Raw genomic sequence first — 15,758 nt, forward strand, 5'->3', positions numbered from 1 at the left:
TTTCACCGCTGACTTAACGGGCCGCCTACGCACCCTTTAAACCCAATAAATCCGGACAACGCTTGCACCCTCCGTATTACCGCGGCTGCTGGCACGGAGTTAGCCGGTGCTTATTCATCAGGTACCGTCAGTTACTCTCGCAAGAGCGTTTTCTTCCCTGATAAAAGCAGTTTACAACCCAGAAGGCCTTCATCCTGCACGCGGCATGGCTGGGTCAGTCTCTCGACCATTGCCCAATATTCCCTACTGCTGCCTCCCGTAGGAGTCTGGTCCGTGTCTCAGTACCAGTGTGGGGGACCATCCTCTCAGAACCCCTAGCCATCGTCGCCTTGGTGGGCCGTTACCCCGCCAACTAGCTAATGGCACGCATGCCCATCTTCTATCGCCTCAGCTTTAACCATATCCCGATGCCAGGTCATGGTGTTATGCGGTATTAATCTTCCTTTCGGAAGGCTATCCCCCAATAGAAGGTAGGTTGCATACGCGTTACGCACCCGTGCGCCACTAAACCAAGAACCGAAGCTCTTGATCTCGTTCGACTTGCATGTATTAGGCCTGCCGCTAGCGTTCATCCTGAGCCAGGATCAAACTCTCCATTGTAAAAAAATTTTAAATGTGTCTGTCCGATCCCGGCCTTTTTCCTTTTCTCCGAAGAGAAACTAAGCAGGTGATCTTTTCAAATCAGCCTGCCCGGATTTACCTATTCTTTTTCTTTATTCTATCTTAAGCAATCACTCAAAGAACTTACCTAGAACCTGTTGTTCTAGCCTGTCATCTTTCGATGTTTTTCCGTTAGCACTCTCTGTGCCGTGGAACAAAGGTCGGTAGTTATTTTCTAACTTCCAAACTTTAATTGATTTATTTTTAAACTTTCTTTTTTCGCTTCCGTAGCCCTGTCAGCTACGTTTGCGGAGTGCAAAGGTACAAACTCTTTTCCCTTTTGCAATACCTTTTTAAAAAAGTTTTTTTTCTTTTTTCTCCCGGCCTGCCGCCTGAAGAAGTACTTGTTTCGCTCACTCTCAAGCGGGTTGCAAAGGTAAGCAGAAGTTTCAAACTTACAAGAACTAAAATTAAATTTCTGCTCTTTTTTCTAACCCTGTCAACCGGCCCGAAAACCAATCAGCAACTCTCGCTTAAAGCTTTTCTGCAGCTAAAACCCCTTCCTTATGAAGCGGAGTGCAAAGGTACAACCCTTTTTTAAAGTTGCAACACCTAACCCAAATTTTATTTTACAGCCTGTGTTAGCTTCTAGCCTACTCCCCAGCTCCTGCCGAACCGGGTTGCAAAAGTAAAAAAACTTGCTGAGTATGCAAGGAGCTTGTACAAGGTTTTTGGGTACTTTTCCCTATCTACCTGAATATGAAATGAAAAAGTTTTTCAGAATTTAATCAGCCCCTTTTCTTTCTCTTAATCGCTTTGCCACTCATCTACTTTTTAGATGCTTTTGATCAACATTAATTTCCGTTTAAGAAGTTCCAGCCATACTATATTTTCTTTTACGTACTTTAATCAGTATTGTAATTAAAGCAAAACAGCCAGTAGTTTTACTTACTGGCTGTTTTTGGAGATTATACTTTGGGTCTTTTATATAAAGGTACGGTGCTGCAAGGTTCACCATACATCAGGCTGCTTACCACCGGAAGCAATTTCCGCATTATTTCCACATAGGCGTAAGTCGGTACTGGTATACTTCCGCATCCTTTAATTACTACTTTCCCGTCGCGGTATTCTTCCGGTTCTATTTTTGCAATTGCTTCCTGCATTAAAGCCTGCTCCAGTGCTTCCAGGTTTCCGAATACATAAGCATTGGCGTATTGCTGGAGTTTGGTGGCAAGTAACATATATGCCCAGGTTGGTACGATCGCATCAGCAGAACATATGATGGCTACGTTCTTTCCGGCATACTGCGACCAATCGTTCTCCTTTATAAATGCCCTGAAATCTTTTTCGCGAAGCATCAGGCCATGAAACAGGTTATCCTTTATATCATATACCACACGTTCGCCGGGATGAAGCAATTCTTCCAGGTTAAGTGTTACGAGTGTGCTTTGTGCTACTTTATTTATTAACTCATCCATTGCTTTATACTTTTAGTTTGCGCTTTTACCTGCACTTGTTATATAAACATCCTTTAAATAGAAGGGTTCATAATACGCTACATCTTCAAAAGCTTTTTGTTCATACTTTGCCAATGCCAGTTTTCCAATTGTTATAGACGATGGCTGTACATCCTGAATAAACAAGGCATTCGTATTTTCCGGGAGCAACTCTTTATACTTAGGTGCTCCGCTTCCGAAGAAAATGACCTTATACGCTGCCAGCTTCTCTTTAAAAGTATCCTCCGCAAGTATGAGTGGTGCTATGGGCTCTACTTCGTCCAGCTGATTTGTGAGCAGGCAAGTATAAACTTCCAGGCGGCGGGCATCCAGCATAGGGCAAAATAAGAACTGCTCCGGATTTGGCGTTACGTTTATAACCTGCGCAGCCAGGGCATGTAAGGTTGAAACTTCCAGAAGCGGAATTTCCAACGAATAACACAGGCCTTTTGCTGTAGAACTTCCGATCCGAAGACCTGTATAAGAACCCGGCCCTCCCGAAACAGCAATTGCGCTCAGGTCCATCAGTTTCATGCCGCAGTTTTCGAGCAATTGTTCTATCATCACGGTTATATGAGACGAATGCGATTTCTCTATCCTTAGCTCAGAAGCACCCAGTAAGTGTTCTCCTTTATATAAGGCGATAGAGCATACCGATGATGAGGTTTCGAGTGCGAGCAGTAAAGGCATTTTTCAGATCATTTGTAGTAAGTGTTCGTGCTACAAAAGTACGGCAAGCCGGTAAAGGGAACAAGTATGATTCCATACTTCCAAGAAACAACAAAGGCGGTGCCATTTCCAGCGCCGCCTTTATACTATATTATATAGAGCTTATTTCAGTTTTAAGTATGAATTATACTTCTGTGTATCTTTTAAGACCTGCTTGGCAACCAATATATCCGGGTCATCATCAAAAGTAGATTCGATGTAGCCCTTCTGCAGAAAATAACGCGATGCAATCTCAGCTTCCAGCACTTCCTTGATCTCAGGTTTAAAGCGGGTCAGGTCGTTGGCTTTGTTATGCGATACTTTCTTTTTGATAGCCGCAATCTCTGATTGAATATCTTCGTAGTGCTTTCCATCTTTTGCTTTTTCTGCCAGGTCTTTCAACTCATTCTCGATGCCGGTGGTATAATTCAGGTCTTTATCAGCGAGGTAAGCTGTAAACTTCTGGTAATCGGCATCCGATAACTTAAAGCTTTTAGCAGATGAGATGGTAGGGTGCTCTACTTTATACTTGTTTGCATAATCAAAGAAGTATCCTTTCTCAGCAATGGTTCTGGAGATTTCAGAATATTCGGGTTGCTTCACTTCTACATCCGGGCTAACGCCGCCGCCATCATACACCACGCGGCCACCTGCCGTTTTAAAAGCTACCCGCAACGAATCTGCAATTTTGCCAGCACTACCATCCTGGTTGCGGTGCGCATAATCGATGGCCTGAATGCAACGCCCACTTGGGATATAATATTTAGCGGTGGTAACTTTTAACTGTGAGTTATAAGACAACGGACGGGTGGCCTGCACCAATCCTTTTCCGAACGTACGCTCGCCTACCAATACCGCCCGGTCATAATCCTGCATGACGCCGGCTACAATTTCGGCGGCCGAGGCACTGCGCGAACTGGTAAGTATAACTAACGGAATGATTTTATCAAGTGGCTCATCGAGGGCTTTATACGTTTTGTTCCACTCTTTTACTTTGCCCTTGGTGCTTACAATATCTTTGCCCCTGTCTACAAAAAGATTTGAGATGTTTACCGCTTCGTGCAGCAAGCCACCCGGGTTATCGCGTAAATCGAAAATGATCTTGGTTGCGCCCTGCTCTTTCAGTTTTTGTACAGCTACTTTTACTTCTTTAGAAGCATCCACCGTAAAACCCGACAACTGGAAATAACCGATCTCTTTATCAAGCATCCCAAAGTATGGCACGTTATCTACCATAATATTCGCGCGGGTCACTTCAACAGCCTTGGATTTGGTTTGGCCGTATGGTTTTACTTCGAGCTTGATCTTGGTATTTGCCTGGCCTTTCAGAATCTTGCTTACTTCTTCCGATGATTTACCAGTAACCGTTACACCGTCTACTTTCAGGATCTCATCGCCGATGTTGAGGCCTGCTTTGTGCGCTGGAGAGTTTTCGTAAGGCATCTGCACAATGATCTTTCCATTGCGGTTGCCGATAAAAGCGCCCACGCCACCGTATTGCCCGGTCGTCATGGTACGGAAATCTTCTATATCGTCTTCCGGAATATAATTGGTATACGGATCAAGGGATTTGAGCATGGCATCAATGCCGGTACGCACCAGTTGGGCTGGCGGTATATCATCCACGTAGTAGGTGTTTACTTCTTTAAAAAGTGTGGCAAACACATCCAGGTTTTTGGCAATTTCGAAGTAGCGGTCTGATTCTGACCTAAAGGAAACCAGCCCCAGTGCCAGACAGCCTGCCGCCAGTACGGCTATAGACTTTTTATACATAAAATTCAGGTTAAAGGAGGCCGATGTAAGACTACTTTATCAAACAACGCTCCAACCCTGAAATTAGTTTTTTCTGGATAGAATGAAAGGATTTTTTTTCTTTGCCAATGTAAAGGATACCCAACAACGCAGGAGCCTGCCCCGGGTGCTGTGCAAAGAAATGCTTGTTTAAGCGATAGGCCTCGCGCATCTGCCTTTTCAGGCGGTTACGGTCGGTGGCGCGTTTAAAGTAACGCTTGGAAACAGAGATAAGTACCTGGGTATGGCCAGGAGGCACATCTTCCGATGCGAAAAAGATAAACCTTAGCGGATATACATTAAAAGAAGAACCCTTGGTAAACAGCAGCGAAATGAATCGTTTACTGCACAAGCGTTCTTCTTTCGGGAATGTATGTAGAGGCTGCTCTGCGTTTGCGTCGTTTACTAACTCCACATGCTGCATGGGCGGCAACGGCTAAAGCAAAGCATAAATCCGGTTAGGGATTACGCCTTATGTCTTCTTTCGTCAGAAACTGTCAGTTTCTTTCTGCCTTTGGCTCTTCTGCTAGCCAATACTCTTCTACCGTTAGCGGTTTCCATTCTAGATCTGAAACCGTGTTTGTTTCTTCTTTTTCTCTGAGAAGGCTGGAATGTTCTTTTCATCGTATGCCAATGGTTTTATTATGGCCTGCAAAATTAGCAACCTTTTGTAAAATAACAAAGGCTGGTCTATATATTTTGTAAAAAGATGCGCCATATCTGCCCCTACGCAACGCAGACAGCTAAAATAACAATGGATTACTTTTGATTGCTTACTTTAGACGTACTATTTCTCAGGCAACTACCTTTATACTTTCGCTCGAATTTATACTTTGCAATATGATTACTTACCACCTCTCGTACGATAACCCGCTCACACATGTGCTGCACATCACCATCACGATACCACAAAATAAACAGCAGCAAGTATACTTACAGCTACCCGCCTGGCGCCCGGGTCGCTATGAACTCCAGCAGTTTGTGCAGAAGCTATACACTGTAACAGCAACCGGCGATAAGCAAAGTATAACCGTCTCAAAAATAACCAAAGACAAATGGGTGCTGCAAACTAATGGCGCGGAAACAATCGAAGTGAAGTATAGCTTTTATGCACACCAGATGGATGGCGGCGGCTCGTGGCTGGATGAAGAGCAACTTTACCTAAACCCAATTAATTGCCTGATGGCCGTAGAAGGTCGTGAGCAGGAAGCTTGCCGGTTACAATTAAGTATACCTGAAAACTGGCAGATTGCCTGTGGCCTCCCTGAGGAGCAAAGCCATACTTTAGTAGCTGCAAATTACGATGAGTTGGTTGACAGCCCCTCCATTGCCAGCGGATCATTAGAGAAAAGAACCTTCGAAGTAAATGGTATTCTGTTCCATATCTGGCTGCAGGGCAATTGCCAACCTGACTGGGGAAAAATTATTCCTGATTTTGAAGCGTTTACAAAAGAACAGCTGGCCGTTTTCAAAGATTTTCCGGTTACGGATTACCATTACCTGATCCAGATCCTGCCTTATCGATTTTACCATGGCGTAGAGCACGCTAACTCAACCGTTATCACGCTTGGCCCCTCCGAACTGCTCATGGCGCCCAGCCTGTACAAAGAGCTGTTAGGTGTAAGTTCGCATGAGCTTTTCCATACCTGGAACATCAAAAAAATCCGGCCAAAGGAAATGCTGCCTTACAATTACGCATCAGAAAATTACTTTCGGACAGGTTATATAGCCGAGGGCATCACGACTTATTACGGCGATTATATGCTGGCCCGGGCTGGTGTATTTACTGCAGCACAATACTTCGAAGAACTGAACACCACGCTGCAGCGCTACTTTGCTGATAACGGGCACCAGAATTTATCTGTCGCTGATTCTTCTTTTGACCTGTGGCTGGATGGTTACAAACCCGGCATTCCGGACCGGAAAGTATCCATCTATATAAAAGGTGCGTTAACGGCCTTGCTCCTCGATCTGCAACTACGCCAAATCACAGCCAACACCGCTAGCTTGGATACTGTAATGCAGGCGCTTTGGGAAGAATTTGGTAAAAAGGAAATTGGTTATACCGCTGAGGCTTATGAAAACTTGGTAGAAAACATCGCCGGGAAATCCTTCCGATCATACTTTGACAATTACATAAACGACACCACGCCTCTAGAACCTGCCCTTGCCGAAGCCTTACGTTTTGTGGGGTGTACTTTAAAAATAACAGAAAACCCGTTAGTACACGAAAGCAAGTATGGCTTTAAGATCACCTCAGATCAAAGTATAAAAGTAGCAGCTATTGCGCCTGGTTCTCCTGCAAGTATGGCGTTAAGTATAGATGATGAGCTGATCGCTCTGAACGGGCGCAAACTGGAAAACAACCTGCAACAGCTGCTTTCACTACCATCAGAGAAAACGGAGCTAACTGTTTTCAGGAACAAAACGTTGCGCACCGTTATACTTCAGGCAGATGGTAAAAATTACTACGGCAAGTATACTATCGAGAAAAACCCAGACGCATCTGAAACTGAAAAACAAAACTTTAAACTGTGGCTGAAGCAGGATTTTTAAGTCCGCTAATCAGGAAAGTATAAAATCAGAAAAGGAGACAAACCCATGGGCGTATCTCCTTTTCTGATTTTTCATAGTTGTTATTTTGCGTGTGCTGTTTGTTATTTGTCGTTCGGCGTGTTGTTACCACCCTGCGCCAGGTTACGGTTCGGGTTCTGTACTTTTGATTTATCAGCCTGTAAAGACCTTTCTGCAGGATCAACTGCTACCTGATCTGTATAGCCTTCCTGCTGGCGTTTGTTTTCTACTTTAGAAGTAGCATTCGCCTCAGATTGCTTTTGTAAGCGTTCTTTATTGTTATCCTCGTTGGTTTCCATAGCTAGTATCGTTGTTAAAGTATAGCTAGTTTTACATCCATACGCCTCATTTTGTTGCAGAAACCTTTTTCCGGCAAATTTATACCTGCGCCAAATAGCCTCGTTTATACCTTAAAACGCAGCGCTGCCACTTTGCTCCACGTGGAAATAAACTTTATCTAAAACAGGAAAGGGAAGCCGAAGCCTCCCTTTCCTTATGTTTATACTTATAATTATACTTATACTTCAGCCTCAAAAGCTACCAGTTCCACAAACTTCTGAACGCGTGCACTGATCTCGTCCTGAGAAAGTGTTTTAAGGCGTTCCGTACCGAATTGCTCTACGCAGAAAGAAGCCATCGCCGAACCGTGTATCACAGCACGTTTCATGTTCTCGAAGCTGGTATCGCCGGTACTGGCAATATAGCCGATAAAGCCACCGGCAAATGTATCGCCTGCTCCGGTTGGGTCAAATACTTCTTCCAGTGGCAAAGCTGGTGCAAAAAACACGTTGTTTTCATTAAATAATAACGCGCCGTGCTCTCCTTTTTTGATGATCAGGAATTTTGGTCCCATCGCCATGATAACTTTAGCCGCTTTTACCAACGAGTATTCTCCGCTTAGCTGGCGCGCTTCTTCATCGTTGATCGAAAGTACATCTACCATCGCCATTGTTTCTTTCAGCTCCGCCAAAGCGATATCCATCCAGAAGTTCATGGTGTCCATCACGATCAGTTTCGGACGCGTAGTCAGGCGCTCGATTACAGTTTTCTGTACCTGCGGTGCCAGGTTGCCCAGCATCAAAAACTCACAACCCTGGTAAGCAGCCGGAATGATCGGATCGAAATCGCCCAGTACATTTAGTTCGGTCACCAGTGTTTCGCGGCTGTTCATGTCGTTAAAGTAACGGCCCGACCAGAAGAACGATTTCTCGTCCTGCTTTACCTGTACGCCTTCGGTGCTGATGTTGCGTGTATGCATCAGGCTGATGTGGTCCTGGTCAAAATCGCCACCCACTACTGATACCACATTCACCGGTTTCACGAAGTATGAAGCCGAAAGCGAGATGTAAGTTGCTGCGCCACCTACTATTTTATCTGTTTTTCCGAAGGGAGTTTCCAGCGCATCAAACGCCATCGAACCGACTACTGTTAAGCTCATATTTTTTTGTATTACGAATTACGCGTTAAGAATTACGAATGGTTTATAATTTAGCTGAAGTTTTGTAAAACCTTACTGAAGAAGGAATACCATGTACTCATAGTTAGTTGAAGAAGGTAAAGGAGCATAATACTTTATCTGGCTACCTGATTCTTCCGCTAATTTATACTTTGTTCCGTCTATGGTCAGCTCTTTGGAGCTCTTATCATAAACATAACTTACGGTTTCACTAATAGCTTCATTGCTATCACACTTAGCTGTTCCTTTACTAATCTTTAAAGTGCCATTTGAACTAAACTGAAAAGTGTCATCCTTCTCACAGTTTAATACCGCATAATACAGCACCCGCCCTGGTGGGTTTGAGGATTGGTTTTTATCAACCATACCATACTTCCAGGTTTTAGAAAGTAAAATGTTTGCTGGTTCATGCTCATTATCCTTTTTGCAGGAGCTCAGCAGGACAATAAAAAGCATGAAGCTTACTATAAGTAGTTTATGCATTTGTGTAAAGAGCTTTTAATGATGTAATAAGTAGTTGTGGCGTAGCCTTTTTGCTCATCTTGAAACCAGCCATTTAACTATTTAACAACACAGCACTTAACCAAAATAAAAAAGCCCTTGAAGTTAGCTTCAAGGGCTTGGGGTGATCGATGGGATTCGAACCCACGACTTCCAGAATCACAATCTGGTGCTCTAACCAGCTGAACTACGACCACCGTGTAGTGTTTGAGAATGCAAATATACGTATCAAATCCTTATTTGCAAACTCCAGCCCACTTTTTTGCTCAAAAAATTTTAACGGTCGAACAGTAAACGTTCGCCTTTTTTATTTTCGTGGAAAGTACCGTTCGCAAATGCCAGATGCCCAGACACAACCGTATGCGTAATGGTGCTACCAAACGTATGCCCCTCGAACGGCGACCAGTTGCAATGGTAGTATGTATTTTCTTTGCTTACCGTGTACGGCTTGTTCAGATCAACTAAAACCAGGTCGGCCCAGTAGCCTTCTCTTATAAAACCGCGCTCGCGCACATTAAAAAGTATGGCCGGCGCATGGCACATTTTCTCCACTACTTTCTCCAGTTTCAGTTTGCCTTCCTGCACAAAGGCCAGCATCATTTGCAGCGAATGCTGAATTAACGGCACCCCGGACGGCGCTTTTTTATACTTCTCCTGCTTCTCGTCCCAAAGGTGCGGCGCGTGGTCGGTGGCAATTACATCGAGTTTATCATCGAGCATACCCTGCAGCAATGCTTTTTTGTGGCGCGCTTCTTTTACAGCCGGGTTACACTTTATCTGCGAGCCCAGGGTATCGTAATCATCCTTATCGAACCAGAGATGGTGCACGCATATTTCGGCAGTAATGCGCTTTTGTTCCAGCGGAACATCGTTCCGGAAAAGCTTGAGTTCTTCTTCCGTAGAAATATGCAGGATGTGCAGGCGGGTGTTATGCTTTTCGGCCAGTTTCACAGCCATATAAGACGATTTAAAACAGGCCGCTTCGTTCCGGATTTCGGGGTGGCACTTTACAGGGATGTCATCGCCATACTTTTCCTCATAGATCGCCATGTTATCGCGGATGGTTTGCTCGTCTTCGCAATGCACGGCAATTGGTAACATGGCTTTCGAGAAGATATCTTCCAGCGTTTCGGCATTATCTACCAGCATGTTCCCCGTGGAAGACCCCATAAATATCTTGATGCCGCACACCGTGTTCGGGTTGGTCAGCAGCACTTCGGACAGGTTATCGTTGGTGGCACCCATGTAAAAAGAGTAGTTCGCCAGCGAGGTTTCCGCAGCAATTTTATACTTGTCTTCGAGTAGCTCCTGCGTTACAGCGTTAGGCACCGTGTTGGGCATTTCCATAAAAGAAGTAACGCCGCCTGCCACAGCCGCCCGCGCCTCTGAGCCAATTGTTGCCTTGTGCGTAAGTCCCGGCTCCCGGAAATGTACCTGATCATCAATAACTCCAGGCAGCAAGTATAAACCGGTGGCATCAATCGTTTCGTCAGCTTCGGTGGTTATGCTTTGGCTGATCTGCGCGATGCGGCCGTCTTTTACCAGCACATCGGCAGTAGTTATACTTCCTTCGTTTACGAGTTGTGCGTTTTTGATCAGGATAGATTTCATGTTGCGAAGATAGGGGAAGCGCGCCAAGGTTAAAAGTGAAAACAAACAGGTTTATACTTTTAAAGAGCGGGTAAGTATAAATCAGGAAAGTATACGGATAATATACGACAGGTTTACCGGCATTTCCCTCCTTAATTTAAAAAGCCGTACTTTTGTAAATCAATACAAAGTATAAAATACATAGTTATGGCCGAAGAAGCAGAAAAAGAAGTGACCACGTTCGAGGATTTTAAGTTGAACAAACAATTGCTGAACGCCATTGAAGAAGCCGGTTATGAAAAGCCAACCCCAATCCAGCTACAATCTATTCCGCAGATTATGGCGGGCCACGATATTTTAGGCATCGCCCAGACCGGAACCGGAAAAACAGCCGCATACCTGCTGCCGATCCTGATGAAAATAAAGTATGCGCAGGGCAACAACCCGCGTGCGCTGATACTGGCGCCTACGCGCGAGTTGGCTATGCAGATTGAAGAAAGCATTAGCTTACTGGGTAAGTATACCGATATCCGGTACACAGCCATTTATGGGGGTTTAGGCCCCAAAACGCAGATCGAGATCATCAACAACGGCCTTGATATTATAGTGGCCACGCCCAAGCGCCTGATGGAGTTATACCTGAAAGGTGAACTTATATTAAAGGAGTTGAAAACGCTGGTGCTGGACGAAGCCGATAAGATGATGGATATGGGCTTTATGCCGCAGATCCGCCAGATTTTAGAGGTAATTCCGCGCAAACGCCAGAACCTGCTTTTTTCGGCTACCATGCACGATAAGGTCATTACGCTTTCGGAGGAATTCCTGGAATTCCCGACGCGCATTGAAGTAACGCAACAGGCCACGCCCGTAGAAACTGTTAGCCAGGTATTGTATCAGGTACCAAACCTGCGCACCAAAATCGCGATGCTCGAGTACCTGATCCAGGACAAGGAAACGTTTAACCGCGTGATCATCTTTACCAGAAGTAAGAAAAATGCGGAGAGCGTAGCAAAATTTTTGGAACGCCGCGAGTACGGCGAAGTACGCGCCATACACGGCAACAAAGGCCAGAACACGCGCATCAACTCGATGGAGGATTTTAAAAGCGGCAACGTTCGCTTTTTAGTAGCAACCGATGTGGCAGCCCGCGGGATTGATGTAACGATGGTAAGCCACGTCATTAACTTTGATGTGCCGTTTGTGTACGAAGATTATGTGCACCGCATTGGCCGTACTGGTCGCGCAGAGAACGCCGGAGCCGCGATTACGTTTGCCACAGAGCCAGAAATGTACCACATCCAAAGTATAGAAAAGCTGATCCGGATGAAGATACCAGTGGAGCTGATGCCAACGGAGGTAGAAGTTTTTGAAACCCCTTTTGAAGAACGCCAGGAAATAGCCCGCGAAATAGACCATCAGAAGCGCCGCGACAACCCGGACTTTAAAGGTGCCTTCCATGAAAAAAAGCCTTTCCCGAAATCAAGAGACAAAAAAGGAAAAGGAGACCCGAAAGCTTCGTTCTGGCAGAAAACAAAGAAAAAAGGAAGCAAGAAACGTTAAACAAAAATGCCAGCTCTTTCGGGCTGGCATTTTTTATACTTTATACTTTACAGTTAACTCTTGCTGCCGCGAGTTTGAGCGAAGCGGTAACTTGTGGTTTTCTCATTGCAGCAAGCTTTCAGCTTGCGGTAGGCAGAAATTCTGGTTTGTTTAAACTTAAAAGAAGCCTTCTGCAAACTGCCTGAACTCGAAAACCAGGAACGTCATCGCGAAGCTCCACATCACTGCGCTCCAAAGCATGTGCAGTATAATCCGCTTCCTGGATGCGCCGAACAAAGCAGCAACGATGGTTCCGAAGATAGGCGTTAGTAACAGGGGCGTCAGGAAAGCGATACCGCTTACGCCGAAGCGTTTCCATACTTTTACAATGTTGCGGTTCTTTTTGCTGAACATGGGCTGGCGCTTGGCAACCCGCCTTTTAGAAAGCCACCTCGAAGCCGCCCTGCCTATAAAAGAGAAAACCACTACGCTGGTCATCATTCCGGCAGCCGTTAACAATACTGTTTCGAAGTAAGATAAACCCAATGAAATACCCGTTACAGGGCCGGCAAAGAACTTTACCATACTGATCAGGTACACCGAAAAATATTTAATTACCTCCACTTGCTCCGCTGCTAAAAATTGTACTCAAAACTAAGAAATATTCTTTCAAGTTTCTTATACGTATTCAAATCAATTTATAAGTATGATTATATCAACAACTCATTGCGTTAAAACAGAAACATTCAGGCTATTATTACAGCTAAACCAAGTATAAACCTTAAGTTCAGGGTTATATTTTAGGGCCAAAGGCAAGATCACCGGCATCGCCTAAACCAGGTATGATGTAGAAATTCTCGTTCAGGCGTTCGTCCATCGCACCCAGCCATACAATGGCCTCCGGGATTTGCTCCTGCACGTAAGCCACCCCTTCCGGCGATGCAATAGCTGCCGCAATATGTACCTGCATTGGTTTGCCGTGCCGTAACATGCCCTGGTACGCTTTCACCAAAGAGCGGCCGGTTGCCAGCATCGGGTCGGCGAGAATCAGTATTTTATCGTGCAGGTCCGTAGAGGCCAGGTATTCCATGTTGATCTGCAGCTCGGTATGCGCTTCTTCTACGCGGTAAGCTCCTACAAATGTGCTGTACGCTTTATCAAAATAATTCAGCATGCCCTGGTACAACGGCAAACCTGCCCGAAGTATAGTAGCCAGCACAGGTTGTTCTACCAGTAGCATGGTGTTTGTTTCGGCGAGCGGGGTTGTGATGGTTTGTTCTGCAAAAGGCAATGTTTTGGAAATTTCGTAAGCCAGCAGTTCGCCTAAACGCTCCAGGTTGCGCCGGAACCGGAGGCTGTCGTGCTGCACGTGTATGTTGCGCAGCTCTGCTACAAAATGGTTTGCCAAAGATGGTGTTTCGGTAAGTATGCGGAGGTTTGATCGTTCCATGTAAGTGTTGATGCGTGGTTGTGGCTTAAAGATACAGAAGTACGGATAAGCCGCCAATCATACTTTAAATTAAACCCGTTTACAGTTTGCAAATAGCTTCCAAAGTATAAAATGAGGGCTACTTTAAACATTCATTTTAGAAAGGAGTACATTTGTGTTTCGGAGTGATCTTCCATACTTTCTAATAAACGCTACATGAGAGCTATACTTTGTGCCCTGGGCCTTACGCTGCTGACTGGTTTCGGTGCGGCTGCGCAGGATGTAACCGTACCCTACAACCGCGATGTGTACGACCTGATAGACCGTTACGCAATAAAGTATGGCGACCGCGTTCCGTTGCTGCACACGGCAGTACGCTCTATCGGAAGGCAGGATGTAGCTAACCTGGCAGAGATAAGCGCCCGCAATGCAAATTCTGTTGTAGATGATTTTAACACGCAGTATCTCCTGAACGATAACTGGAACTATACCACCCAGGGCGATAACCAGAGCCGCCGCCCTTTCCTGAATTACTTCTATACGAACAAAACAGACCTTTACCATTTCGAGAACGAGCATTTTACTGTTCGTGTAAACCCGGTACTGCACCTCGAACTTGGCCATGATACGAACACCGACGGCGTACGCTACGTGAACACGCGCGGCGTGCAACTGGAAGGAAGTATAGACGAGCGTTTTGGCTATTACTTTTTTATAGGCGAGAACCAGGCACGTTTTCCGGGGTATGTAAACGAGCGCATTCTACGCGATAACGTGGTGCCGCACGAAGGTTTCTGGAAACGATTTAAAGAAGATGGCTACGATTTTATAACCGCGCGCGGCTATGTAAACTATGGCCTGAGCAAGCACGTGGAAATACAACTCGGCCACGACCGCCACTTTATCGGTGATGGGTACCGCTCGCTGGTGTACTCTGATTATGCACCGCCAGGCTTTTTCCTGAAACTGAATACCACCGTCTGGAAACTGCATTACATGAACCTGTTCCAGGAGCTGATCTCCGAATTCCGCCGCTCGGACCGCGATCTGTTGTTTCCTAAAAAGTACATGGCCTTGCACCGCCTCGGCATCAACGTAACCGAAAACTTTAATGTAGGTGTTTTTGAGCAGATCGTGTTTGCCCGTGACAAAGGCCGCTTCGAGTTGCAATACCTGAACCCGATCATCTTTTACCGAAGTATAGAACAGGGCCTCGGCAGCGAAGATAACGCCATGCTGGGCGCAGACTTTAAATGGAACGTTGCCAACCGCGTGCAGCTGTACGGTCAACTGATGCTCGACGAATTTTTGTTAAAAGAAGTAAAGGCTGGCAATGGCTGGTGGGCGAATAAACAGGCAGGCCAGCTCGGGGCAAAGTATATCGATGCGTTTGGGTTGAACAACCTGGATCTGCAGGGCGAAGTCAACATCATCCGGCCGTATACTTACCAGCACATCAACCAGTTTTCTAATTACCAGCATTACAACCAGCCGCTGGCGCACCCGATCGGGGCAAACTTATATGAGCTTATCGGCATTATCCGCTACCAGCCTATTCCGAGACTTAACCTGAAAGCTACGGCTATCGCTACACAATACGGCCAGGATATCATCACACCAACCGATACGATTAACTACGGTGGCAACGTGCTGCTTTCTTACTTGGACAGGCCGCAGGAGTACGGCAACAAGATCGGGCAAGGCATTAAAACAAACCAAATACACTTAGACGTGACAGCTACTTTCCAGGTGCGCCACAATGTTTTTGTTGATCTGAAAGGCGTAATCAGAAGAACCGATGCCGCCGAAAATACCTTAGACAGAAACACAACCTACGGCTCATTCGCTTTCCGCTGGAACATTCCGCAACGCGTACACGAATTTTAAACTTACCTCCCTTGCCCCTCCTAAAAACAGAAGGCGAATCATTTTACAGGAAGCGGCTATACTTGCGCGGGCAGGTGTAGTCGCTTTTTTGTGCCTGTAATTCTGTGGTGTCAGGCACATTTTATACTTTAGAATTTAAGTATCTTTGCGGCGGCTCATGCAATTCGGTTCGCAGCGGCTTTTTATT

14 protein-coding genes, 1 tRNA gene and 1 rRNA gene are annotated in these 15,758 nt (G+C 45.6%); 3 read left to right on the plus strand and 13 right to left on the minus strand.

Features of this window, described 5'->3' with window-relative positions:
- From DP923_RS15125 to rpmH, 6 genes are all read right to left on the minus strand, one after another.
- Positions 1-600 (minus strand): 16S ribosomal RNA (locus tag DP923_RS15125); the annotation flags it as partial.
- Between the two features lie 968 nt (positions 601-1,568).
- The gene (locus DP923_RS15135; RefSeq protein ID WP_112306739.1) at positions 1,569-2,078 is read right to left on the minus strand and encodes a DUF2480 family protein; all 510 of its coding nucleotides are present in this window, start codon (positions 2,076-2,078) and stop codon (positions 1,569-1,571) included.
- Positions 2,079-2,090: 12 nt separating this feature from the next.
- Complete coding sequence (tsaB, locus tag DP923_RS15140) at positions 2,091-2,786, minus strand: tRNA (adenosine(37)-N6)-threonylcarbamoyltransferase complex dimerization subunit type 1 TsaB (protein ID WP_112306740.1); 696 nt, start codon at positions 2,784-2,786, stop codon at positions 2,091-2,093.
- A 141-nt stretch (positions 2,787-2,927) separates the two neighbouring features.
- Entirely contained in the window at positions 2,928-4,577 is a 1,650-nt protein-coding gene (locus DP923_RS15145; RefSeq protein ID WP_112306741.1) for a S41 family peptidase, read from the minus strand.
- 31 nt (positions 4,578-4,608) lie between these two features.
- Positions 4,609-5,019, minus strand: coding sequence for a ribonuclease P protein component (locus DP923_RS15150; RefSeq protein WP_112306742.1), 411 nt, complete (start codon positions 5,017-5,019; stop codon positions 4,609-4,611).
- A gap of 41 nt (positions 5,020-5,060) precedes the next feature.
- Positions 5,061-5,219: a 50S ribosomal protein L34 gene (gene rpmH, locus DP923_RS15155; RefSeq protein WP_007659000.1), complete on the minus strand. Its 159-nt coding sequence runs from the start codon at positions 5,217-5,219 to the stop codon at positions 5,061-5,063.
- Positions 5,220-5,360: 141 nt separating this feature from the next.
- Between rpmH and DP923_RS15160 the strand changes: the two genes are divergently transcribed.
- Positions 5,361-7,151 (plus strand): M61 family metallopeptidase, encoded by a 1,791-nt coding sequence (locus DP923_RS15160; RefSeq protein WP_239021060.1) that lies wholly within the window; start codon positions 5,361-5,363, stop codon positions 7,149-7,151.
- A 101-nt stretch (positions 7,152-7,252) separates the two neighbouring features.
- Here the strand turns inward: DP923_RS15160 and DP923_RS15165 are convergent, their stop codons facing one another.
- The 5 genes from DP923_RS15165 to DP923_RS15185 form a co-directional block, all read right to left on the minus strand.
- Positions 7,253-7,468, minus strand: a complete 216-nt coding sequence (locus DP923_RS15165) for a hypothetical protein (protein WP_112306744.1) — start codon at positions 7,466-7,468, stop codon at positions 7,253-7,255.
- Between the two features lie 218 nt (positions 7,469-7,686).
- On the minus strand, positions 7,687-8,607 hold the full coding sequence (locus tag DP923_RS15170) for a PfkB family carbohydrate kinase (RefSeq protein WP_112306745.1): 921 nt from the start codon (positions 8,605-8,607) through the stop codon (positions 7,687-7,689).
- A 72-nt stretch (positions 8,608-8,679) separates the two neighbouring features.
- Entirely contained in the window at positions 8,680-9,108 is a 429-nt protein-coding gene (locus tag DP923_RS15175) for a hypothetical protein (RefSeq protein WP_112306746.1), read from the minus strand.
- 138 nt (positions 9,109-9,246) lie between these two features.
- A tRNA-His gene (locus DP923_RS15180) sits at positions 9,247-9,323 on the minus strand.
- A 79-nt stretch (positions 9,324-9,402) separates the two neighbouring features.
- The gene (locus DP923_RS15185) at positions 9,403-10,737 is read right to left on the minus strand and encodes a dihydroorotase (protein ID WP_112306747.1); all 1,335 of its coding nucleotides are present in this window, start codon (positions 10,735-10,737) and stop codon (positions 9,403-9,405) included.
- Positions 10,738-10,923: 186 nt separating this feature from the next.
- Here DP923_RS15185 and DP923_RS15190 point away from each other — a divergent pair, with 186 nt between their 5' ends.
- Complete coding sequence (locus DP923_RS15190) at positions 10,924-12,276, plus strand: DEAD/DEAH box helicase (RefSeq protein WP_112306748.1); 1,353 nt, start codon at positions 10,924-10,926, stop codon at positions 12,274-12,276.
- Positions 12,277-12,432: 156 nt separating this feature from the next.
- On the opposite strand, the gene DP923_RS15195 is transcribed toward DP923_RS15190, so the two are convergent.
- Together DP923_RS15195 and upp are read right to left on the minus strand one after the other, a co-directional pair.
- On the minus strand, positions 12,433-12,879 hold the full coding sequence (locus DP923_RS15195; protein ID WP_239021061.1) for a hypothetical protein: 447 nt from the start codon (positions 12,877-12,879) through the stop codon (positions 12,433-12,435).
- A 169-nt stretch (positions 12,880-13,048) separates the two neighbouring features.
- Entirely contained in the window at positions 13,049-13,705 is a 657-nt protein-coding gene (upp, locus tag DP923_RS15200; RefSeq protein ID WP_112306749.1) for a uracil phosphoribosyltransferase, read from the minus strand.
- A gap of 195 nt (positions 13,706-13,900) precedes the next feature.
- Between upp and DP923_RS15205 the strand changes: the two genes are divergently transcribed.
- Positions 13,901-15,571 carry a hypothetical protein gene (locus DP923_RS15205; RefSeq protein ID WP_112306750.1) on the plus strand — a complete coding sequence of 557 codons (1,671 nt, stop codon included), beginning with the start codon at positions 13,901-13,903 and terminating at the stop codon, positions 15,569-15,571.
- The last annotated feature ends 187 nt before the right edge of the window (positions 15,572-15,758 follow it).

The sequence above is a fragment of the Pontibacter arcticus genome, from assembly GCF_003284895.1.
Lineage (GTDB): Bacteria > Bacteroidota > Bacteroidia > Cytophagales > Hymenobacteraceae > Pontibacter > Pontibacter arcticus.

Bases quoted from the DNA above. Each gene is read 5' to 3' on its own strand.
- upp (WP_112306749.1), bottom strand. From the start codon at position 13,705: ATGGAACGATCAAACCTCCGCATACTTACCGAAACACCATCTTTGGCA.
- DP923_RS15175 (WP_112306746.1), bottom strand. From the start codon at position 9,108: ATGCATAAACTACTTATAGTAAGCTTCATGCTTTTTATTGTCCTGCTG.
- DP923_RS15165 (WP_112306744.1), bottom strand. From the start codon at position 7,468: ATGGAAACCAACGAGGATAACAATAAAGAACGCTTACAAAAGCAATCT.
- tsaB (WP_112306740.1), bottom strand. From the start codon at position 2,786: ATGCCTTTACTGCTCGCACTCGAAACCTCATCATCGGTATGCTCTATC.
- DP923_RS15150 (WP_112306742.1), bottom strand. From the start codon at position 5,019: ATGCAGCATGTGGAGTTAGTAAACGACGCAAACGCAGAGCAGCCTCTA.
- DP923_RS15145 (WP_112306741.1), bottom strand. From the start codon at position 4,577: ATGTATAAAAAGTCTATAGCCGTACTGGCGGCAGGCTGTCTGGCACTG.
- DP923_RS15205 (WP_112306750.1), top strand. From the start codon at position 13,901: ATGAGAGCTATACTTTGTGCCCTGGGCCTTACGCTGCTGACTGGTTTC.
- DP923_RS15135 (WP_112306739.1), bottom strand. From the start codon at position 2,078: ATGGATGAGTTAATAAATAAAGTAGCACAAAGCACACTCGTAACACTT.
- rpmH (WP_007659000.1), bottom strand. From the start codon at position 5,219: ATGAAAAGAACATTCCAGCCTTCTCAGAGAAAAAGAAGAAACAAACAC.
- DP923_RS15170 (WP_112306745.1), bottom strand. From the start codon at position 8,607: ATGAGCTTAACAGTAGTCGGTTCGATGGCGTTTGATGCGCTGGAAACT.
- DP923_RS15190 (WP_112306748.1), top strand. From the start codon at position 10,924: ATGGCCGAAGAAGCAGAAAAAGAAGTGACCACGTTCGAGGATTTTAAG.
- DP923_RS15185 (WP_112306747.1), bottom strand. From the start codon at position 10,737: ATGAAATCTATCCTGATCAAAAACGCACAACTCGTAAACGAAGGAAGT.